At 71.9% G+C, this 19,568-nt stretch carries 20 protein-coding genes and 1 pseudogene; 14 read left to right on the top strand and 7 right to left on the bottom strand.

Translation table 11 applies throughout. From position 1 onward, the window contains the following. The first annotated feature begins 305 nt into the window (after positions 1-305). The 5 genes from GXW83_RS08850 to GXW83_RS08830 all read left to right on the top strand — a co-directional run bounded on the left by GXW83_RS08850 (position 306) and on the right by GXW83_RS08830 (position 5,146). Positions 306-527 carry a hypothetical protein gene (locus tag GXW83_RS08850; RefSeq protein WP_225446852.1) on the top strand — a complete coding sequence of 74 codons (222 nt, stop codon included), beginning with the start codon at positions 306-308 and terminating at the stop codon, positions 525-527. A gap of 107 nt (positions 528-634) precedes the next feature. Beyond that, positions 635-1,255 (top strand): RNA polymerase sigma factor, encoded by a 621-nt coding sequence (locus tag GXW83_RS08845; RefSeq protein ID WP_182442531.1) that lies wholly within the window; start codon positions 635-637, stop codon positions 1,253-1,255. Further along, the gene (locus GXW83_RS08840) at positions 1,252-2,334 is read left to right on the top strand and encodes a CU044_5270 family protein (protein WP_182442530.1); all 1,083 of its coding nucleotides are present in this window, start codon (positions 1,252-1,254) and stop codon (positions 2,332-2,334) included. The genes GXW83_RS08845 and GXW83_RS08840 overlap by 4 nt, the downstream gene beginning before the upstream one ends. A 237-nt stretch (positions 2,335-2,571) precedes the next feature. Beyond that, positions 2,572-3,498, top strand: coding sequence for a phytanoyl-CoA dioxygenase family protein (locus GXW83_RS08835; RefSeq protein ID WP_182442529.1), 927 nt, complete (start codon positions 2,572-2,574; stop codon positions 3,496-3,498). Positions 3,499-3,727: 229 nt separating this feature from the next. Beyond that, a complete protein-coding gene (locus tag GXW83_RS08830) occupies positions 3,728-5,146 on the top strand; it encodes a hypothetical protein (RefSeq protein WP_182442528.1) in 1,419 nt (472 codons plus the stop codon). On the opposite strand, the gene GXW83_RS08825 is transcribed toward GXW83_RS08830, so the two are convergent. Beyond that, entirely contained in the window at positions 5,097-6,029 is a 933-nt protein-coding gene (locus tag GXW83_RS08825) for a sigma-70 family RNA polymerase sigma factor (RefSeq protein ID WP_182442527.1), read from the bottom strand. The two genes, GXW83_RS08830 and GXW83_RS08825, sit on opposite strands and share 50 nt — an antisense overlap. A 77-nt stretch (positions 6,030-6,106) precedes the next feature. Here GXW83_RS08825 and GXW83_RS08820 point away from each other — a divergent pair, with 77 nt between their 5' ends. The 5 genes from GXW83_RS08820 (at position 6,107) to GXW83_RS08800 (ending at position 10,125) form a co-directional block, all read left to right on the top strand. Then, the gene (locus GXW83_RS08820; protein ID WP_182442526.1) at positions 6,107-6,814 is read left to right on the top strand and encodes an FMN-dependent NADH-azoreductase; all 708 of its coding nucleotides are present in this window, start codon (positions 6,107-6,109) and stop codon (positions 6,812-6,814) included. An 80-nt stretch (positions 6,815-6,894) separates the two neighbouring features. Next, positions 6,895-7,758: an Fpg/Nei family DNA glycosylase gene (locus tag GXW83_RS08815; protein WP_182442525.1), complete on the top strand. Its 864-nt coding sequence runs from the start codon at positions 6,895-6,897 to the stop codon at positions 7,756-7,758. Positions 7,759-7,913: 155 nt separating this feature from the next. Further along, complete coding sequence (locus GXW83_RS08810; RefSeq protein ID WP_182442524.1) at positions 7,914-8,534, top strand: hypothetical protein; 621 nt, start codon at positions 7,914-7,916, stop codon at positions 8,532-8,534. After that, entirely contained in the window at positions 8,534-9,382 is an 849-nt protein-coding gene (locus GXW83_RS08805; RefSeq protein ID WP_182442523.1) for a hypothetical protein, read from the top strand. The genes GXW83_RS08810 and GXW83_RS08805 overlap by 1 nt, the downstream gene beginning before the upstream one ends. A gap of 404 nt (positions 9,383-9,786) precedes the next feature. Then, positions 9,787-10,125, top strand: coding sequence for an RNA polymerase-binding protein RbpA (locus tag GXW83_RS08800; protein WP_182442522.1), 339 nt, complete (start codon positions 9,787-9,789; stop codon positions 10,123-10,125). A gap of 81 nt (positions 10,126-10,206) precedes the next feature. Here GXW83_RS08800 and GXW83_RS35300 read toward each other — a convergent pair whose 3' ends face one another. Both GXW83_RS35300 and GXW83_RS35295 read right to left on the bottom strand, forming a co-directional pair. Continuing rightward, the gene (locus tag GXW83_RS35300) at positions 10,207-10,680 is read right to left on the bottom strand and encodes a CocE/NonD family hydrolase C-terminal non-catalytic domain-containing protein (RefSeq protein ID WP_370466868.1); all 474 of its coding nucleotides are present in this window, start codon (positions 10,678-10,680) and stop codon (positions 10,207-10,209) included. 261 nt (positions 10,681-10,941) lie between these two features. After that, positions 10,942-11,555: pseudogene (locus GXW83_RS35295) on the bottom strand (CocE/NonD family hydrolase); the annotation flags it as partial. On the opposite strand from GXW83_RS35295, the gene GXW83_RS08790 reads away from it, so the two are divergent. Both GXW83_RS08790 and GXW83_RS08785 read left to right on the top strand, forming a co-directional pair. Then, entirely contained in the window at positions 11,554-11,814 is a 261-nt protein-coding gene (locus GXW83_RS08790; RefSeq protein WP_182442520.1) for a hypothetical protein, read from the top strand. The pseudogene GXW83_RS35295 and the gene GXW83_RS08790 overlap by 2 nt on opposite strands. A 225-nt stretch (positions 11,815-12,039) precedes the next feature. Continuing rightward, the gene (locus tag GXW83_RS08785) at positions 12,040-14,007 is read left to right on the top strand and encodes a phosphocholine-specific phospholipase C (RefSeq protein WP_182442519.1); all 1,968 of its coding nucleotides are present in this window, start codon (positions 12,040-12,042) and stop codon (positions 14,005-14,007) included. A gap of 73 nt (positions 14,008-14,080) precedes the next feature. Here the strand turns inward: GXW83_RS08785 and GXW83_RS08780 are convergent, their stop codons facing one another. Then, on the bottom strand, positions 14,081-15,202 hold the full coding sequence (locus tag GXW83_RS08780) for a lipopolysaccharide assembly protein LapB (RefSeq protein WP_182442518.1): 1,122 nt from the start codon (positions 15,200-15,202) through the stop codon (positions 14,081-14,083). A 113-nt stretch (positions 15,203-15,315) separates the two neighbouring features. Between GXW83_RS08780 and GXW83_RS08775 the strand changes: the two genes are divergently transcribed. Then, positions 15,316-16,212, top strand: a complete 897-nt coding sequence (locus GXW83_RS08775) for an MBL fold metallo-hydrolase (RefSeq protein ID WP_182442517.1) — start codon at positions 15,316-15,318, stop codon at positions 16,210-16,212. Between the two features lie 32 nt (positions 16,213-16,244). Here GXW83_RS08775 and GXW83_RS08770 read toward each other — a convergent pair whose 3' ends face one another. From GXW83_RS08770 to GXW83_RS08760, 3 genes are all read right to left on the bottom strand, one after another. Further along, positions 16,245-17,252, bottom strand: coding sequence for an NADPH:quinone reductase (locus GXW83_RS08770; protein ID WP_182442516.1), 1,008 nt, complete (start codon positions 17,250-17,252; stop codon positions 16,245-16,247). A gap of 72 nt (positions 17,253-17,324) precedes the next feature. After that, positions 17,325-18,365, bottom strand: coding sequence for a cytochrome P450 (locus GXW83_RS08765; protein ID WP_182442515.1), 1,041 nt, complete (start codon positions 18,363-18,365; stop codon positions 17,325-17,327). Beyond that, positions 18,335-18,541 (bottom strand): hypothetical protein, encoded by a 207-nt coding sequence (locus tag GXW83_RS08760; RefSeq protein WP_182442514.1) that lies wholly within the window; start codon positions 18,539-18,541, stop codon positions 18,335-18,337. Before GXW83_RS08760 ends, GXW83_RS08765 begins: the two co-directional genes overlap by 31 nt. 245 nt (positions 18,542-18,786) lie before the next feature. On the opposite strand from GXW83_RS08760, the gene GXW83_RS08755 reads away from it, so the two are divergent. Continuing rightward, positions 18,787-19,413: an acetate uptake transporter gene (locus GXW83_RS08755; RefSeq protein WP_182442513.1), complete on the top strand. Its 627-nt coding sequence runs from the start codon at positions 18,787-18,789 to the stop codon at positions 19,411-19,413. The last annotated feature ends 155 nt before the right edge of the window (positions 19,414-19,568 follow it).

Genomic DNA, 19,568 nt, shown 5'->3' with positions numbered 1-19,568 from the left:
GCGGGGGCCGGCCGCTGTATTCGGTCGTCAGGCCAGAAGGCGCGTGACAGCATCGTGGGCATGCCTGCTCGTACTCTCACCCATCACGGCCAGCGCTACTGCCTTGTCAGCACGTTCTCGCTCCCCGGCGACTGCTTCGTCGCTGTCACGGTCCCCGACGAGGACCCGGAGGCTGATCCGGCGATCCGTTTCTGGGGAGGCAAGGACTGGACATCCCTACGCGGTCATGTCCTGGTTCATGGAGGCAGCGGAGGCCGAGGTTCAGATGTGCCGAGCCGCCTTCAACGCCGGGGGAACAGGCTCCCATGACGGCTGACGGCCCAGCCGCTGCGCCTTGGCCCGAGGTGGACGCGCGGATCTTCAACGGGGAGATCGTGCGAGCTCTGATCCTCATACGCGAGCGCTACGCCTGCAGCATTCCCACCGCGATCGACCACGTCGCCGATCGCTACGAACGACTACGCATTGAGGAGCCCGTCCGCTTCACGGTGAGCCGTGAGGAGTTCGGACGCGGCTTTTACAGTTGAGTCCCCCGCAGGTGAGGAGGCGGCTGCGGGCTGGGTCGAGTTGGGCGCGCTGTGGGGGCTTGGGGAAAGGTGTGGGAACTCCTTGCTCGGTGCGGACAGGAGAGGGTGTGGAGAACTCCCAACGCACCCGGATACGCGCCGGGGACACGGCGGCTTTCGCCGCGCTCTTCGACAGCCATGGCCAGGCCATCCACCGGTACGCCGCGCGCAGCACCGGTGACTGGTCCGCCGCCGAGGACGTGGTCTCGCTGACCTTCCTGGAGGCCTGGCGGCTGCGGACCTCGCTGCACGAGGACGGCGGACCGCTGCTCCCGTGGCTGTTCGGCATCGCCACCAACGTGCTGCGCAACACCGCGCGTTCGGCGCGCCGGCACCGGGCGGCGATGGAGCGCATGCCGCCGCGCGAGCTCGTCCCGGACTTCGCCGACGAACTGGTGGACCGCATGCACGACGCGGCGAAATTGGCGGCGGCCCGGCGCGCGCTGGCGGCGTTGCGGCGCCCTGAGCGTGAGGTGTTCGCGCTGGTGGTCTGGTCCGGTCTGGACTACGTCTCGGCGGCGGAGGCCCTGGGCGTGCCGGTGGGTACCGTCCGCTCGCGCCTCTCCCGCGCGCGGACCCGTCTCCAGGCGCTCGCCGCAAAGGAGTTGGAACTCGCCCACAAGTCCGGACAGTACCGGGCAGGACGGGATGAGCCGTCCCCGTCGTACCAGAAGGGAACAAACCGATGAACGCCGCCCCGAGCCCGGAGGAGCGGGCCGAGCTGTCCGCACTCCTGCCCGCCCCCGGCGTACCGGCCCTCATGGACGACCGCCGCACTGCACTCAGGGGGCACCTGATGACCGAGATCCACCAGCCCGCAGCACCGTCGACCGCCCGTCGTGGGTGGCTGGCCGCAGGCGCGCTGACTGCGGCGGCTGCCGTCGTCGCCGCGGTGGCGCTGACCACCTCGGCCGGCGGCACCGCCGACCCCGGCGGCAGCACCAACGCGCTGATGGCCGTCGGCGAGCCCCTCACGGGTTCGCACCGGCAGGCGGTGGCGCTGCTGGACAGCATCGCCGACACGGCCTACAGCGCGAACAGCGGCGCCGTGCCGCGCAGTAACCAGTTCGTCTACGTGAAGACCATGGACAGCTCGTACGGCGGTGTGCAGGACGCCGGCGGCAAGGACACGGCCCGCGTCTACGCCCCGACGGAGCGGCAGCTCTGGCTCTCGGTGGACGGTAGCCAGGCGGGCCTGCTGGAGGCTCCGGACGCCACGCCGCCGAGGCCCCACCAGCCGCTGGCCCCGGTCACCCAGCCGAGCATCCAGACCCCCACCTACGCCTACCTGGCCACGCTCCCGACCGACCCGCACGCGCTGTTGAAGCTCATCTACGCCCAGGCCCAGGGCAAGGGGCACACCCCCGACGACGAGGCCTTCGTGGCCATCGGCGATGCGCTGGGCGGGACGGCGGCTCCGGCGGCGGTGAGCGCCGCCTTCTACCGGGCTGCGGCGCTGATCCCCGGTACCGAACTGGTGCCGGACGCCGTGGACACGCTGGGCCGCAAGGGCGTGGGCGTCGCGCGTGAGGACAGCTTCGGGGTGCGCACCGAGTGGATCTTCGACGCGAAGACCCACGCGTTCCTGGCTTCGGAGTCGGTCCAGGCGGTCGACAGCGCCACGGTGCCGAATCCGTCCGGCAACCCCACGCTCAGCGCGAGCGCGCAGAAGGACGTCTCTGACCCCGCCGTCAAGGCAGGCACGGTACTGAGCAGCACGGCCGTGATCACCCGCGCCGTCGTGGACCAGGCCGGGCAGCTGCCGTAGGCCGTGCGTGCACGGCGACGGGCCGCCGCCCGTCCGGTCCGGGTTCGGGTTCGGGTTCGGCTTCGGCTTCGGGTTCGGGGGAACTCGGTCGGGCGGCGGCAGATAGGCGGCAGGAGAGTGCACACGAAGTGAGTCAACTGCCTCCCTGGCGGGCGGGATTGTGCCTTGCGGCGGGTGACGGCGGCGTGCGAGGGTCTGCGAGGGGCCAGAACGTTTGCTTGCGAAAGGGTCACGTCGATGGGTATCACCCTCAGCCAGGGGCAGGTCGATTTCTACCGCGAGAACGGGTTCTGTGTCGCCGAGGGGATTTTCGACGCCGCGGTGATCGAGCAGGCGCGAGCCGTTGTGGACGGCCTGCTCTCCTCCGCGGACCTGGCCAGTGTGGCCGAGGCCGAGCCGGAGGACGGCTCCCGGGCCCGCCGCATCTGGGCACCCACCTCACGGGACAAGCTCTTCGCCGGCATCGCCGAGGACACCCGACTCCTGGACGCCGTCGAGCAGCTGATCGGCCCCGACATCGTCCTGCAGTACTCCAAGCTCAACGTCAAACCCCCGCGCGTGGGCAGCGTCGTGGAATGGCACCAGGACTTCGCGTACTACCCGCACACCAACACCGACCTGGTCGCCACCCTCATCTACCTGGACGACGCCACCCGCGAGAACGCCTGCCTGCGCGTGGTCCCCGGCTCCCACCGGCACGGCCTGTTCAAGCACGAGGCCGACGGCCACTTCGTCGGCAAGGTCGCCTCCCCCGCCGACGCCGGACTGGACGACGCCACCGTCACCGACTGCGAGGGACCGGCAGGATCGGTGGTCTTCATCCACCCCCTGCTCCTGCACAGCTCGGAGAAGAACCTCTCGGACATGTACCGCCGCGTCTTCATCCCCTCCTACCGCGCGGCCGACGCCCTGCCCATCTACTACGGCCCGCACGCCGCCCACAACGAGCCCACCGCCAAACTCGTCCGCGGCACCACCCCCAGGACCGTCCGCAGCGAACCCGGCCAGTGGCAGCTCCCCATCGCCGCAGCCGAGTTCAACTCCCTCTACCAGGTCCAGGAAGGCTCCCACCTGGGCAACGGGACCAAGACCCCCACCGGCTACTTCGCCCACGAAACCGACACCGACACCAGCACCAACGCCGGTACCGGCGCCTCGATGTGAACCAACACCGGCAGCCGAGCGTGTGACCTACGCGAGCAGCTGCCCTGCCGCTCCGGGCACGGCCGGCGTGGCCGTACGGAGAGTCCCCGTCCGCTGCCCCGGCTCCGCCGTCGGGCGACCGTCTGCGGCGGGGACGCCCGTCGTGTCGGCCGTCGCGGAGTGATGCGCGTCGGCACGGGCGAGGCGCCGCCGTCGCAGCGTACACAGAACGTGTTTATGGAGGTTGGACATGACGGTGGAGAAAATGACGGCGGACCGTGTCACGAGCGAATACCTGAGGCGCTGCCAGGCTGATGAACGACTGCGGTCGGTCATGGCGACCAGCCCCCTGCCGGAATCGTTCCAAAGCGCCTACGATCTCCTCCCCAGGCCGTTCTTCGCCGACCGGGGGACGATGGATGCGCTGGGCACCGACGTCAGGGACATTTTCGACATCATCGTCTCGCTGCCCGAGCGGCTGTTCCCCGGCGACCTCGGCGCGTACTGCTCCGCCCTCGGCATCGACGAGGAGCGCACCGCGCTGATCGGGCGGCTGCGCGATGCCGAGCCGCCGCGGTCGGGGCGCGCGGACCTGTATCTGGACGAGTCGGGGTTCAAGCTCCTCGAATTCAACGTGAACACCGGGCTCGGCGGCGCCGACATGGTGGAGGTATATCACGCCCTCACGGCAGCGGAATCCTTCTCCGGATTCGCCAGGGAATTCCACCTCGAATACACCGACATCATGGCGTCGCGGGCCGCTCTGCTCCGCGAGGCCGCCGCGCCGGTATCGGGCGGCCGGGAGCCGGTCATCGCCGCGATAGAGGCGGACGGGGGGATCTCGTCCTGGGAGAACGGCTTTCGGTCCATTCAGCACTCGCTGGCGAGGCACGGCATACAGCTTGTCCTCGGGGAACTCGGCCAGTTGAAGGAGAAGAACGGCCGGGTGTATCTGGACGACCAGCCGATCGATCTCATGCTGCGGTATTTCATGGTGGACCAGCTGATCGCCGACGTGAGCGGGCAAGCGGTCTACGACATGATCTGCCAGGTGCAGGAGCAGGGCAATCTCGTGCTGCACACGCCGCCCACGAGCCACCTCTTCAACGACAAGGCGACGCTGGCGCTGCTGTCCGACCACAGCTACCGGCAGTCGTTCTCCGGGGCCGAGCGGGAACTTGTCGACCGCATGGTCCCGTGGACGCGCGTCCTGCGTGAGGGCTGGACCCGGTACGAGGACGAGCGCGTCGATCTCATGAGCTTCTCGATCGGGCACCAGCAGGATCTGGTCCTCAAACCGGGTGCGGGCTTTGCGGGCAAGGGCGTCGTGGCGGGCTGGGAGACCGAGGCAGATGCCTGGGCGGAGCTGCTGCGTCGCAGCGCGGGCGGGCCGTTCATCATCCAGCAACGCGTGGACGCCCTTCCCGAGCTCGTGGTCGATCCCGACAGCGGGCGCCTGGAGCGCATCCTGCCGGCGTGGGGCATTTTCTTCTCGGAACACGGCTACGACGGCGGGTTCGTCCGGGGCGTGCTTCCCGAGGGCAGCACGGGAGTTGACGCCACCGCCGAGGCGAAGACCTCGATCACCGGGGGCCCGGGAACGCGACGGAACGGGCTGTTCACCTTCGATGCCCACGAAGCTGTGCCGCAGGCGGGGCAAGGGCGTTGACCGGGGGCAGGACGGCGAGGTCGAGCCGGTCCAGGCGGCCCGGGGCGGCGATGACCTCATAGCCGGCCACCCGCCCGGCCGCGACGTCGACCGTCAGCACCAGCGCCAGCCGCCCGTGCGGGGCGACGACCACCCCCACCACGCCGTCCACCAGCGCCGGTTCGGCGAAGCGGGCCCGACGGCCGAGGACCACCGTCTCCCGGGCCACCGAGGCGGCGCCGCGCACCAGGGCCGCCACCCCGGTCGGCAGCACTGCCGGATCGGCCCGGCGGACGACGTCCGGCGCCAGCACCGCCAGCAGCGCCGCCAGGTCCCCGCCGCGCGCAGCGCTGAGGAATGCCTCGACCACCCGCCGCTGCTCGGCGAGGTGGGCGCCGGAGACCGCCGGGGTGCCCTGGACCCGCAGCCGGGCCCGGCTGGCGAGCTTCTTGGTGGTGACCGGTGAGCGCTCCACGATCGGGGCGATCTGGTCGAACGGCACGGCGAACAGGTCGTGCAGCACGAACGCCACCCGCTCGGCCGGGGCCAGCCGGTCCAGCACCACCAGCAGGGCCCGGCCGACGGAGTCCACCAGCAGCGCCTCACTCTCCGGGCCGGCGTCGTCGTCGGCCTCGGCGACCCGCTCCGGGAGCTGCTCGCCGACCAGCTCCACCGGCCGCGTCCTGCGGGAGCGCAGCTGGTCCAGGCAGACCCGGGAGACGACCGTGGTCAGCCAGGCGGCCAGGTTCCCGATCTCCTGCGGCCGGACCCGGCTGAGCCGCAGCCAGGACTCCTGCACCGCGTCCTCGGCCTCGTCCAGCGAGCCGAGCATCCGGTAGGCGACGGCGCGCAGGCGGCCGCGGTGCTCCTCGAACTGCCGCGCCAGCCCGTCGTTCGCGTCCATCGGTCACCTTTCCTCGTTCCGGTCCGTCACCACCTTGACGAAGCCAACCATGACGACGTGACCGGGAGAGTGCTCCGATGACCGCTGACCGACCCGCCCTGCTGCACCTGGACGCCAGCCCCAGCCGCTCCGCCGACTCGGTCAGCAGGCAGCTGACCGCGCTGTTCGCGGACGCCTGGCGCGAGCGGCACGGCAGCAGCGGCTACCGCTACCGCGACGTCGCCGCCGACCCGGTGCCGCTGACCGGCGGCGCCTACGCCACGCTGGGCCGGCGCGTGGAGCGCCACGGCGCCGTTCCGCTGGACACGGTGGCCGAGCTGGTCGCGGACGCCGACGAGGAGCGGGAGTGGGCGCTGACCCTGCCGCTGATCAGTGAGCTGCTGGCGGCGGACACCGTCCTGATCGGCACCCCGATGTACAACCTTTCGGTGCCCGCCGCGATGAAGGCGTGGATCGACCGGGTGACCTTCCCCGGCGCCTACACCGATCCGGCGACCGGGGAGCACCTGCTCGCCCGGACCAGGGTGGTGGTCGTCACCGCGCGCGGCGGCAGTTACGGCCCGGGGACGCCGAGGGAGGGCATGGACTTCCAGCTCCCCTACCTCCGGTGCTACTTCCGTGGCCTGGGGGTGGCCGAGTCGCGGCTGTACCTGGTGAACGCCGACCTGACCCGGGCGGCGGACATTCCGGCGCTGGCCGGGTTCCAGGGGTTGGCGGCGGCCTCGCTGGCGGCGGCCACCGCGGAGGTGACCGCGCTGGCGGCGGGCGGGGTCCGCGCGGGCTGAGCCGCGCCCGGTAGGGGGCCGCTCGCTCTGCGGGCGGTCCCCGGGTGCCGTCGGACCGGCGGGCGGGCAGACTGGGGGGTATGCCTGAATTGCCGGAGGTGGAGTCTCTCAGCCGGTTCCTGGCGGAGCACGTCGTCGGGCGGACGGTCGAGCGGGTGTATCCGCTGGCGGTGCACGCCCTGAAGACGTACGACCCGCCGGTGACCGCGCTGGAGGGGCGGGAGTTCGACGGGGTGGGGCGGCACGGGAAGTTCCTGGACCTGCGGGCCGGGGAGCTGCACCTGGTGGTCCACCTGGCGCGGGCCGGGTGGATCCGCTGGTACGACGCGCTGCCGGAGGCGCCGCCACGGCCGGGCAAGGGGCCGCTGGCGCTGCGGGTGCGGCTGGCGGAGCCCGGGGGCGGCTTCGACGTGACCGAGGCGGGGACGCAGAAGCACCTGGCGATCTACGTCGTACGCGATCCGCAGGACGTGCCCGGGGTGGCCCGGCTGGGGCCGGATCCGCTCGCCGAGGCGTTCACGCCGGAGGTGTTCGGCGCGATGCTGGCCGAGGAGCGGCGCCAGATCAAGGGGGTGCTGCGGGATCAGACGGTGCTGGCCGGGATCGGCAACGCCTACTCCGACGAGATCCTGCACGTGGCCCGGATGTCGCCGTTCAAACTGGCCGCCCGGCTCACCGAGGAGGAGCTGGCCGTCCTGTACGCGGCGATCGGCAGCACGCTGCGGGACGCGATCGAGCGGTCGCGGGGGCTGGCGCTGCGCGACCTCAAGTCGGAGAAGAAGAGCGGGCTGCGGGTCCACGGACGCGCCGGGGAGCCGTGCCCGGTGTGCGGCGACACCATCCGGGAGGTGTCGTTCAGCGACTCGTCACTGCAGTACTGCCCGACCTGCCAGACCGGCGGCAAGCCGCTGGCGGACCGGCGGATGTCACGGCTTCTGAAGTAGCCCAAAGAGATTGACGCTCCGTCAGCACACTGGTGAGCCGAACCGCTGAACGGTACCGGCACACCGTTTGCGTTTGCCTGCCTGCGATGCGGCAAGTCGCCAGATGAGGAAGCGCGTTGCTCAGCCCGCGCCCCCATCGGCAGGAGAGGAACGGCATGTCCACAGGTGTGATCATTCTGATCGTGGTAGCGGTCGTCGTCGTGGCCGCGCTGGTCGCGTTCACGGCGGCGCGGCCGCGAATGCGGAGTCGGCGTCTCCAGGAGCGCTTCGGCCCCGAGTACGAACGCGAGTTGGCCGAGCACGAAGGTGATCGGGCCGCGGCCGAGAGCGAACTGGAGGAGCGGGTCAAGCGGGCCCAGAAGCTGGACATCCAGCCGCTGGACGCGGCGCAGCGCGAGCGCTTCCTCGCGGACTGGAACACGCTGCAGGAGCAGTTCGTCGACTCCCCCGCCAAGGCTGTCATAGGCGCGGACCAGCTGCTCAACGAGGTGCTGCGGGACTCCGGCTACCCGGAGGACGACCGCTACGGCGCCCTGTCCGTGCACCACAACAAGGCCCTCCCGGGCTACCGCGCCTCCCGCGAGGCAGCGGTGCACGCGCGTCAGGGCGAGGCCACGACCGAGGAGCTGCGGACGTCGTTCGTGGACGTCCGCAACACCTTCGACCTGCTGGTCGGCGCCGGCGAGGGCAGCGACCGGCAGCAGAGCCTGCCGAACAACCGGGTACCGGCACCGCGTCCGGCGCCTTCGTCCACCACCACTGAGGAGACTTCCTGATGCCCGACCGCAGGTTCGCCGAGAAGGGCGACAATCTCAAGGACCGCGCACGCTGGGACGCCGAGCCGGCCGAGGACACGACCGAGGCGGACAGAGATCCGGCGGAGGCGTCGGCCGACGTGGACGTCAACGGGGACAGGGGCCTCGACCGGGACGGTGTGGATCAGGACGGTGTGGACGGCGACCGGGACAGTGATGTGGACCTGGACGAGGACGGGGAGGACCGGCGGGCCGACATGGTCAAGCGCCTGGATGCCGACCGGGACGACGCCTACGGGACCGGCACCGGCACGGACGGCCTCGGCACGGACGGTCTCGGCACGGACGGCCTCGGTACGGACGGTCTCGGCGCCGACGGCGACCGGTCGGCTGCGGCGGGTGTGACGCCGGTGAGCGAGCCGGTGGCGGCGGGCGAGCCGGTGGTGGCGGACGAGGCGGTTCCGGCGGGCGACGTGGTTCCGGCGGGCGGGGCGATACCGAACGGTGAGGCGGTACCCGCTTCCAGCGACGCGCAGCCGGTCGCGGCCGGGACGGATGCGGCTACCGGGACCGGGACGGCGGGGTTCCTCTCCGGGGACGCCGTGGAGAAGCTGCAGGCGCGCTGGCAGACGGTGCAGGTCGGCTTCGTGGACGACCCGCGGCACTCGGTGGAGGAGGCCGACGCGCTGCTGGAGCAGGCGGTGACGCAGTTCACCGAGTCGGTGACCTCGGCCCGCAGCTCGCTGCGCGCGGGCTGGCAGTCCGGCGGCCCCGGCAGCGCGGCGGACGACAGCGGGACCTCCACCGAGGACCTGCGCGGCACCCTGCGCGAGTACCGTCGGCTGCTCAACCAGCTGTTGGCGAGCTGACGCAGGCGCTCGTCCGTTCGTTCGGCACTCGTTCCCGTCCTGGCTGCGCCCGGCGAAGGGGCGGGTGCCGATCTGCGTTCCGGGGCCGGGTGACGTGGGCCCGGGCGCGGGGTACGGTGCTGGGACGGTCGGCCGGACGGCGGCGGAATCGGCGGGGTGAGACTCCGGCGGCGGGGGAATGCTCCTTGTGCGCTCCCACCGGCCGGGGCGCCGCCCGCCCACCGGGGGGCCGAGCGACACGGAGAGCGGCGGACCGCTGGGGACGCCGTGGCCGGGAACGGCCCGTGCGCGTCGGCCGGAGCCGGGTCCGCAGGACCCGCTGTCGGCAGACGGGCCACCGGGAACGTACACTGGCTGCTCGCCGCGGACCGGGCAGCGAGACATCGAGCAGGGGAGTGACCACCGTGGCACAGGGACGAAGCGGCATTCGCGGGAGCAGGATCGGCGCGGGCCCGATGGGCGAGACCGAGCGGGGCGAACTGGCGGCCCGTACCGTCGTGTCGTTCTGGTGCGGCAACGGCCACCACATCCGGCCGAGCTTCTCCAGCGAGGCGGCCATCCCGGAGACCTGGGACTGCCCCAAGTGCGGGCTCCCGGCCGGTCCGGACCAGGAGAACCCGCCGGCGGCGGCCAGCACCGCGCCGTACAAGACGCACCTGGCGTACGTGCGCGAGCGGCGCAGCGACGAGGACGGCGAGATCCTGCTGAACGAGGCGCTGGCGAAGCTGCGCGGCGAGTTCTGACCCTCCTCTGCTGACGTTCCTCCGAGCCTTCATGGCGCAGGGCCCGAGCCGGTGCGGCTCGGGCCCTCGGTGCGTCCGGGGTCAGCCGACGGGCACGGTCAGGGTGCCGCCGTTGAACGCGTCGGTGGAGCCGGTCTGGTCGGCGTCCGCGTACAGCAGGTCCTTGGTGCCGACGACCAGGGCCAGGTGGTCTCCGGCCGGGACGTCGTAGGCGATGGCGTTGAGGTCCAGCGAGATGTGCAGCGGTGCGCCGGGGGTGGCGTCGAGGTAGGTGTAGGGCGCATGGGTGACGAAGGTGGCGTTGCCCAGCCAGTTGACGTCGTAGAGATAGGCGACGAGGGTTCCGCTGGACGCGCTGGGGGTCATGGTGAGCTGCGCGTGCGGGATGCCGCGGATGGCGGCGCCGGAGGAGAGCGTCGGGCCCTGCCAGACGGCGGCGTCCCAGCGGTCCACCAGCGGCAGCCAGATGGACGCGGGGGTGCCGGTGACCTGGGTGAGGCCGTTGGTCAGGAACGGCACGCCGGCGTTGGCGATCGTGTAGTAGCCCGAACTGATGCTGGTGGGCGACAGGTTGACGGTGTCGGTGCCGGTGGAGGTGCTCGCCCAGTCGGCGTAGTGCTGCTGGCTGCCGCCGACGGAGGTGAGGTTGACGCCGGTGGTGGCGGTGGAGCCGCCGCCGAGGTAGGTGCCGAACCAGTCGGCGACGTTGCTCCAGACGGTGTTGGGCAGACCGGCCAGGCCGGTGAGCTCGACCGTGGCGTGGTCGCCGGGGGCCAGGTCGAGCCGCTTGGGCCCGGTGTACTGGTTGAAGAACGAGACGACCTGGTCGGGCGCGAAGAAGCTGTCGCCGAAGGAGTTGGCGATGTACACGGCCGGGTGGTTGGCGTCGAGCTGGCTGAGGTAGCTGTCGGGCGAGCGGACGGCGGCCCAGGACTCGACCCAGGGGATGTCCGTGTTCGAACTGAGGTCGGAGAGCGCCTGGTTGAGCTGGGCGTCGGGGCGGCCGGTCAGCTGGCCGAGGAAGCCGAGCAGGTCGGCGGCGAGCAGGTGCCGGGTCTGGCTGCCGTACAGCGAGTAGGTGAGGTCGGTCCAGGCGCTCATCGCGGCGACGGCCTTGATCCGCGGGTCGTGGGCCGCGGCGAGCAGCGAGAGCCCGGCGCCGTAGGAGACCCCGGCGAAGCCGATGCGGTTGGGGTCGGCGCTGGTGTTGGCGAGCGTCCAGTCGATGACGGACGAGGCGTCGGCGACGTCCTGCGGGCTGGCGACGTGGATCTGGCCGCCGGAGTCGAGGAAGCCCTCGGGGTGTAGGAGACGACGACGTAGCCGTGGGAGGCCAGCGAGGTCTCCTGCGCGATGTACTCGACGTCGTCCAGGGACCAACTCGAGATGAACACAATCACCGGGTGGGGGCCGGGCGAGGTGGGTTGCATGACGTTGGCGCTGAGCCCTGTGCCGTCGGCTCCGGGGATGGTCAGGAACGTCGGTCCGGTGGTGCCGACGCTCGCCGCGGTGCGTGCCGGTGTTGCCGCACCGGCTGTCGGAGCCATACCGATCAGTGCACAGAACAGTGCTGTGACCAGCGACAACAGGGTGATGCGTCTGGGCATGGGGGCGCCTCCAGCGGGATGTTACTCGACGGAAACATCGTGGTTACTGGAAGGTAAGGTCTTTGTCAGTCAAGCACAATGAGCGCGACGGGATTTGTTGCAGAGAGCGCCGCCGAGGGCGGTCGGCGCGCCGTCCCGTCACAGATGGTTCATCCGCCGTCCAACAAAGATGTCCAGACAAGTGCTGGCCTTCTGGAGCACCTTTCTCGGTAGTCCCGACCCGTGAGCGCCGTGCGTTCCCCTGGTTCCGCGCGTCTTCGTACGGGCCCGCACGGCCCCGCACGCCCCCGAAGAAAGGTCCCCGCACATGTCCCCCATCTCCCGCAGGACACTGCTCGGCTCGGCCGCCGCCATCGGTGCGGGCGGCGCCCTCGGTGTACTCCCGCTCCCCGGAACTGTGCGCCGCGCCATGGCGGCCAGCACCGGCAGCGGCTCGCTCTCCTCGGTCAAGCACGTCGTCATCCTGATGCAGGAGAACCGTTCCTTCGACCACTACTACGGCACCCTGCAGGGCGTGCGCGGCTACGGCGACACCTCGCTGCTGCGCTTCCCCAAGGGCTCCAACGTCTGGAGCCAGTCGACAAAGGGATCCGCCTCCGGTGGAACGATCCTGCTGCCCTGGCACCTGAACACCGCGCTCACCGACGCCCAGCAGGTCGAGGACCTCGACCACTCGTGGAGCGGCACCCACGGCGCCTGGAACGGCGGGCTCAACAACAACTGGATCCCGGAGAAGACCGGGTACACCATGGGCTACTACAACCGCAGCGACCTGCCGTTCCACTACGCGCTGGCCGACGCGTTCACCATCTGCGACCAGTACTTCTGTTCCGTACAGGGCCCGACCAACCCGAACCGGCTGTACCAGTGGACGGGCATGATCGACCCGAGCGGCACCGGCGGCGGCCCGGTCACCGACAACAGCGAGGACGGCTACTCCTGGACCACCTACCCGGAGATGCTGCAGGACGCGGGCGTCTCCTGGCGCGTTTACCAGGAGGCGGACAACTTCGACGACAACCCGCTGGCCTGGTTCACCCAGTTCAAGAACGCCTCGACCTCCTCGCCGCTGTACACCAACGGCATGGCGCGGGTGGCCAGCATCAACGCGGCCATCACCGCCGACATCGCGGCCGGGACCTTCCCGACCGTCTCCTGGATCGTCGCCCCGACCGCGCAGTGCGAGCACCCGGCCAACCGCCCGGCCGACGGCGCCGACTTCGTCAACGGCGTGCTCTCGGCGATCGCCAGTAACCAGGCCACCTGGGACTCGACCGTCGTCTTCTACAACTTCGACGAGAACGACGGCTTCTTCGACCACGTCGCCCCGCCGACCGCGCCGTCGGGCACCGCCGCCGAGTACGTCGACGGGCTGCCCATCGGCATGGGCCCGCGCGTGCCGATGACGGTGATCTCGCCCTGGTCCACCGGCGGCCGGGTCTGCTCGCAGACCTTCGACCACACCTCGCCGCTGCAGTTCGCCGAGCTGGTGACCGGCGTGCAGTGCAGCAACATCTCGGCCTGGCGGCGCGAGGTCAGCGGCGACCTGACCAGCGCCTTCACCTTCGGGCAGAGCCCGGTGGCGTTCCCGACCAACCTGCCGAACACGGCCGCGCTGGTCACCGCCGCCAACAACGAGGAGTCGCTGCCCGCGCCGAAGGTCCCCGCCTCGGGCGCGCTGCCCGCGCAGGAGAGCGGCGACCGCCCGGCGCAGCCGATCGGCTACGCCTTCAACACCACCTCCTGGACCGACACCTCCACCGGCCGGATCTGGTTCGAGACGGTCTCGGCCGGCACGCTCGGCGCGGCGTTCACCGCGTACACCGTCAACGACCGCACCTACGACGCCTGGCCGTACACCTGCGCGGCCAACGGCTCCATCTCCGACTACTTCTCCGCCAAGACCTACGGCGGCGGCCCCTACGACATCGACCTGCACGGCCCGGACGGCTACCTGCGCGGCTTCCAGGGCAATGTGCTCACCTGGTCCAGCACCACCAAGGCGCACCCCGAGGCGTACGTGGTGGACAACAAGGACGGCGCGACGCTCGCCCTGACGCTGACCAACGCGGGCACGGTGTCAGCCGTGTTCACCATCAACCCCAACGTGGCCTACCTGGCCTCCGGTGGCTCGGCGACCACGGTCACGGTGGCGGCGGGCGGCAGCTACAGCACCACCCTGCACGCCACCTCGGCCGGACGGTACGACATCACCGTCACCGCCAACACCGGCGACGGCTTCGCCCGGCGCTTCGCCGGACGCCTGTACGCCTAGCAGCACGGCGGCACGGGGGAGTTCCCTGGCGGACCATGGAACTCCCCCGCGCAGCAGCCTTGCTGACGGTACGTCAGTCCAGCCCGGCGAGTCGGCGCAGCTCGGCCACCTCGTCCTCGTCCGCGCCCAACTCGGGTGCCTGCTCCAGCAGTTCGACGATGTCGCGGGGGCGCCCCCACTGCCGCAGGAACTCCGCATAGGCCAGCAGCGCCTGCAGGTCACCCGCCTCGACGCCGTTGCGGTAGCACTCCTCGGCGGTACGGCGGTCCTTGCGGTCCTCGTGGATCAACGCCAGGTTGAGCCAGGCGTTGGTCTCGCCGTCGGCGGCGGCGGCCTGGTACTCGGCGACGGCCTCGTCGAAGCGGTCGTGGTCGGCCAGGTACAGCGCGAAGTCGAAGTGCGCGCCCGGCTCGCCGTCCGCCAGCGCCCGGCGGAACTCGGACTCGGCGGTGGCCTGCTCCTGCGGAGTGCCGTGCTCGGCGCAGAAGTTGGCCCAGGCCAGGCGGGCGCCCTCGACCCCGTGGGCGAGCGCGTCGCCGAGGTGGCTGCGGGCGTCCTCCAGCCGGCCGAGCATCTGCTCGGCCTCGGCCATGGGCACCAGCACCGAGCGCACGCCCGCGTCCAGGCCGCGCACCAGCCACGGCAGGGCGCGCTCGGGCTCGTCGGACTCCAGGTGCATCCGGCCCAGGTTGCCCAGCGCCATCAGGTCGCCGCGCTCGACGGCCAGCAGCAGCACCTCCTCGGCCTCGGCCAGGCGGTCCGGGTCCTCGCTGAGGAAGACGCCGAAGTCGTTGAGGGCCTCGGTGTCGCCGGTGGCGATGGCGCGGCGGTACCACTCCTCGCCGCGCTCGCGGTCGCCCATCTCGTCGGCGAGCACCGCCGCCGTCCACAGCGTGACGTCGCGCCCGCCGCGCCCGGCGGCGTCCAGGGCCTCCAGGGCCTCCTCGGGCTCGTCGAGCTCCAGCAGCAGCACGGCCAGCGCCTCGTAGGCGGCGGCGACACCGCCGTCGGCGGTCTTCTGCAGGATCTCCAGCGCCGTGTCGACGTCCTCCCAGTCCTCGACCAGGTCGAGGAGCTTGTCCGCCACCTCGTCGTGCCTGCTGTCCCACGCTCGCGCGTACAACTCGAGGGCGGCGGCGTGGTTGCCCCGGGCAGCCTCTTGGTCCGCGCGCTGCACGAGAACCTGGTCGAGCATGGTGTGTCCCTTCCACGGTGGTGTCCCCCCAAGTATGGGGACTGTCCGCCGCTCCGGCGCCGCCGACCTGCGCCGCGCCCGTCGGGCGCGGACCGCTGTGGCACAGTGGCCGCATGAACGATCCTGCGGTGGGCGGCTGGCGCGAGGTCGCCGACCGGGTGTTCCAGCGGCGCTACCAGCCCTTCGACGTCACGGTGAGCGTGGTGGCGGGCGCGGACGGGCTCGCCGTGGTGGACACCAGGAGCAGCCTGGCCGAAGCCCGTGAGCTGCGCGAGGACCTGCGGCGGCTGTCGCCCGCGCCGGTGCGCTGGGTGGTGAACACGCACGTCCACTTCGACCACGTCTGGGGCAACGCGGAGTTCGCCGCGCCCCGGCAGGAGCCGCCCGCGCAGTTCTGGGCGCACGCGGCCGCGGTGGCGGCGATGACCAGGGCGGTACAGGGCCGCGACCCGGAGGCGTCCGCGTTCAAGGTGCGGCTGGCGGCCAAGAGCCCGCGGTGGGCGGCGAACATGGCCGAGCTGGAGGAGGTCGTGCCCGACCACGCCGTGGGCGGCGGCGGCCGGGCGGACCGGCACACGCTGGAGCTGGGCGACCGCGCCGTGCACCTGCTGCACCTGGGGCGCGGGCACACCGACGGCGATCTGGTGCTGCACATCCCGGACGCGGACGCGCTGCTCGCCGGGGATCTGGTGGAGCAGTCCGGCCCGCCCGCGTTCGGACCGGACTCCTACCCGCTGGACTGGGCGCCGACCCTGGACGCGCTGATCGCCACCGCCGTCGGGCCGGACACGGTCGTCGTCCCCGGCCACGGCGAGGCGGTGGGGCGCGCCTTCGTCCGGGCGCAGCGGGACGCGATCCGCTCGGTGGCGGAGCGGTGCGCCGTGCTGCACGCGGCCGGGGTGCCGGTCGGCGAGGCGCGGGCGGCCGGCGGCGACTGGGCGTACCAGCCGGACCAGCTGGACAACGCCGTCGAGCGGGCCTACGCCCAGCTCGACGGCGCGATCGACTGACGCAGCGTCAGCGACCCGGCTCCGCAGCGGAGTCAGCCGACGTCGATGAGCACCTTGCCGACTACGGAGCCCTGCACGGCGTCGTGGGCCTCGGCGGTGCGCGCCAACGGGTAGTGGTGCCAGGGCAGCCCGGCCTCCGCTCCCCCGCGCAGCGCGCCCTGGGCGACGGCGTCCTGGATCGCGGCGACGGCGTGCAGCTTGGCCTCGACCGGGACGGTGTAGATCAGCACGCCCTGCCAGCGCAGGTTGCGCGTCATCAGCTCGCGGACCGGAAGGGTCACCTCCGAGCCGTTGGTGTCCGCGTAGAAGGCGACCGTGCCGCCGTCGGCGAGCACCGCCACATCGAGGGCGGCGTTGCCGGCCGTGGCGACCTCCACCACCAGGTCCACCCCGGCGGGGGCGGCGGCGCGGACGGCGGCGACGGCGTCCTGGGCGCGGTAGTCGATGACGTGGTGCGCCCCGGCCGCCTCGGCCAGCTCGGCCTTCTCCGGGCTGCTGACCGTGGTGAGCACGGTGGCCCCGGCCCAGCGGGCCAGCTGGATGGCGGCGTTGCCGACCGCGCCGGCGCCGCCCGCGACCAGGACCGTCCGCCCGGCCAGGGCGCCGGGGGCCAGCCGCTGCGGGCCGTCGGCGCCCAGGGTCAGCGCCCGGTGGGCGGTCATGGCGGGGATGCCGAGGCCGGCGCCCAGCTCGAAGGAGGCGTGCTCGGGCAGCGGCACGGCCTGCTGCTCCGGCAGGGTCAGGTACTCCTGCGCGGTGCCGTCCGCGCGCTGGTAGGCGGCCTCCCACAGCCACACCCGCTGGCCGACGCGGGCCGGGTCCACGCCCGCGCCGACGGCGTCGACCACGCCGGAGCCGTCCTGGTTGGGGACCTGCTCCGGCTCGGCCCGGCCGGCGCTGCGGCTCTTCCAGTCGGTCGGGTTGACGCCGGACAGGCGGACCGCGACCCGCACCTCGCCGGGGCCGGGCTCGGGTACGGGGCGCTCCCGGAGCTCCAGGACGTCGGACCCGCCGCTCTGCGTGTACACAATTGCCTTCATGCCAGGAGCAAGCCGGGTGCTGCGGCATTTGTTCCCTCCCGGGGTGACGCCCGGCGGCCCGGCACCCGCCGGTCAGCAGGTGCGGACGGGCAGCTCGGCGTAGCCGCGCAGCAGCAGCCGGTCGTGCCGGCGTGGCGACAGCTCCGCCGCCGGTGCCAGCGCCGGGAAGCGGGCGAGCAGGGCCGGGAAGGCGACGGCCGCCTCCAGCCGGGCCAGCATGGCGCCCAGGCAGTAGTGGATGCCGGCGCCGAAGCTCAGCGGGGCGTTGTCGGCGCGCCAGGGGTCGAACCGCTCCGGTTGGTGGAAGCGCGCCGGATCGCGGTTGGCCGCGCCGAGCAGCAGCAGGACCTCCCCGTACAGCGGCACCGCTATGCCCTCCACGCTCGCCCCCTCGCGCAGCGCCATCCGCGAGGTCAGCTGCACCGGGGAGTCGTAGCGCAGCACCTCGTCCACGAAGGCGGACGCCTCCAGCCCGCCGGAGGCCAGGGCCCGGCGTACGCCGGGGTGCTGGAAGAGCAGTGCCAGGCCGTTGCCCAGCAGGTTGGTGGTGGTCTCGAAGCCGGCGACCAGCAGCAGCACCAGGTTGCTGATCAGCTCGGCGTCGTCCATCCGGGCGGCGGCCTCCCCCGCCTCCCCCGCCTGGGCGTCGACCAGCTGGACCAGGGCGCTGACCAGGTCGTCGCGCGGGCGGGCGCGGCGCTCGGCGGCCAGTGCGCGGAAGTACGCCTCCAGCTCGCGGGCGGCGCGGTCGGCCGGACTGAGGTCGCTGATAGTGGAGGCGAACTCGAAGGCGATGGTCAGGTCGTGGGACAGGCTGCGGAAGCGGTGGCGGTCGCCCTCCGGCACCCCGAGGAGCTCGCTGATCACCCCGACCGGCAGCCCGTAGGCGAACTGCTCCATGAAGTCCACCGGACGGCCGGACTCCCCCGCGTGCTCCAGGGCGTCCAGGAGCCGGTGCACGCTGCGTTCCACGGCGGGGCGGAGCGCGGCGACCCGGCGCGGGGTGAACACCGCCGCGATCGGCGCCCGCATCACGGCGTGCCGGGGCGGGTTGACCTGGAGTATCGACCGCCCCAGCAGGGTCAGCGAGTCGGCTTCGGGCTGCTCGCCCAAGACCGAGGCCCGGATCTCGTTGCCGAGGACCCGAAGTCGGGGCTGCGGAGCACCCGGTTGACCGCGCTGTGGCCGGTGACCAGGACCATCGAGTCGGTCACCGGGGTGGCCGCGCCGAGGCCGTGCGCGCGGGCGTAGAGCGGGTACGGGTCCGCCCGGCCCGCCGGAGTGTTCATGTGTTCGATAATTGCTAATGCATCCATGTGTACCTCCTCCAGGACAACCCCGGGAGGCGGGGGCTCAGTTCCCGCAGTTTCACCCGATTGCCCTCATCCGAACGGTGCCCGATCCGTGGAACGGACACATACTTGTCGTGTCAGCTTCTTGTGCCTGCCTTCGGGTCTGCTCGTCCGGCGGAGCGCACCACGCCCCTCGGCGAGCGCTGCCTGTCGGCGCGCACTCATCGGAAGGGGCACGTTCGATGTCCACCGTTCAGCAGCAGTCGCCACGCACTCCCGCACCGGCTCCGGCCGCCTCGACGATCGCCGACCCCGCCCCGCTCGGGCTGGCCGGTTTCGCCATGACCACCCTGGTCCTCAGCACCTTCAACGCGGGCTTCCTCGACAAGTCCGCCAGCGCCGTGGTGCTGCCGCTCGCCTTGTTCTACGGCGGCCTGGTGCAGCTCCTCGCCGGGATGTGGGAGTTCCGCAGGGGCAACACCTTCGGGGCCACCGCTTTCGCCTCCTTCGGGGCGTTCTGGCTGGCCTACTACGCACTGGTCAAGGACGCCCTGCCGAGCATGGCCGCCTCCAGCGCGGCCAACACCGGCAATGCGGTCGGCCTGTTCCTGCTCGTCTGGGCCGTCTTCACGCTGTACATGACGGTCGCGGCGCTGCGGGTGAGCCTGGCGGTGCTCGGCGTCTTCGTCACCCTGACCATCACCTTCGTGGTGCTGGCCATCGGGTCGTTCGCGGCCAACGAGAACATCACCAAGGCCGGCGGCTGGCTCGGCCTGCTGACCGGTCTGATCGCCTGGTACACCTCCTTCGCCGGTGTGACGGCGTCCACCTTCGGCAGGCCCATCCTGCCCACCTGGCCCGCCGAGTAGCCGACAGACGCCGCGAAAGCCGCGCAAGGCCCCGAAGCCCCGCTTCGGGGCCTTTTCCCTGCCCCCGCAGCGCCCCTGTCATCCGTACTGACGGGCCGGAGGGCCGCCGTGCTGCACCGGGCCGCGAAGGTCACCCGAACGGAGCACAGGGCGCC

Source organism: Streptacidiphilus sp. PB12-B1b, from assembly GCF_014084125.1.
Taxonomy (GTDB): Bacteria; Actinomycetota; Actinomycetes; order Streptomycetales; family Streptomycetaceae; genus Streptacidiphilus.
The sequence above is the reverse complement of the archived record's forward strand: the minus strand, read 5'-3'. Positions and strand labels throughout refer to the sequence as shown.

Excerpts from the sequence above, each read along its gene's own strand:
- GXW83_RS08850 (WP_225446852.1), top strand. The coding sequence starts at position 306 with ATGACGGCTGACGGCCCAGCCGCTGCGCCTTGGCCCGAGGTGGACGCG.
- GXW83_RS08840 (WP_182442530.1), top strand. The coding sequence starts at position 1,252 with ATGAACGCCGCCCCGAGCCCGGAGGAGCGGGCCGAGCTGTCCGCACTC.
- GXW83_RS08835 (WP_182442529.1), top strand. The coding sequence starts at position 2,572 with ATGGGTATCACCCTCAGCCAGGGGCAGGTCGATTTCTACCGCGAGAAC.
- GXW83_RS08830 (WP_182442528.1), top strand. The coding sequence starts at position 3,728 with ATGACGGTGGAGAAAATGACGGCGGACCGTGTCACGAGCGAATACCTG.
- GXW83_RS08825 (WP_182442527.1), bottom strand. The coding sequence starts at position 6,029 with ATGGACGCGAACGACGGGCTGGCGCGGCAGTTCGAGGAGCACCGCGGC.
- GXW83_RS08820 (WP_182442526.1), top strand. The coding sequence starts at position 6,107 with ATGACCGCTGACCGACCCGCCCTGCTGCACCTGGACGCCAGCCCCAGC.
- GXW83_RS08815 (WP_182442525.1), top strand. The coding sequence starts at position 6,895 with ATGCCTGAATTGCCGGAGGTGGAGTCTCTCAGCCGGTTCCTGGCGGAG.
- GXW83_RS08810 (WP_182442524.1), top strand. The coding sequence starts at position 7,914 with ATGTCCACAGGTGTGATCATTCTGATCGTGGTAGCGGTCGTCGTCGTG.
- GXW83_RS08805 (WP_182442523.1), top strand. The coding sequence starts at position 8,534 with ATGCCCGACCGCAGGTTCGCCGAGAAGGGCGACAATCTCAAGGACCGC.
- GXW83_RS08790 (WP_182442520.1), top strand. The coding sequence starts at position 11,554 with ATGACGTTGGCGCTGAGCCCTGTGCCGTCGGCTCCGGGGATGGTCAGG.
- GXW83_RS08785 (WP_182442519.1), top strand. The coding sequence starts at position 12,040 with ATGTCCCCCATCTCCCGCAGGACACTGCTCGGCTCGGCCGCCGCCATC.
- GXW83_RS08780 (WP_182442518.1), bottom strand. The coding sequence starts at position 15,202 with ATGCTCGACCAGGTTCTCGTGCAGCGCGCGGACCAAGAGGCTGCCCGG.
- GXW83_RS08775 (WP_182442517.1), top strand. The coding sequence starts at position 15,316 with ATGAACGATCCTGCGGTGGGCGGCTGGCGCGAGGTCGCCGACCGGGTG.
- GXW83_RS08770 (WP_182442516.1), bottom strand. The coding sequence starts at position 17,252 with ATGAAGGCAATTGTGTACACGCAGAGCGGCGGGTCCGACGTCCTGGAG.
- GXW83_RS08760 (WP_182442514.1), bottom strand. The coding sequence starts at position 18,541 with ATGAACACTCCGGCGGGCCGGGCGGACCCGTACCCGCTCTACGCCCGC.
- GXW83_RS08755 (WP_182442513.1), top strand. The coding sequence starts at position 18,787 with ATGTCCACCGTTCAGCAGCAGTCGCCACGCACTCCCGCACCGGCTCCG.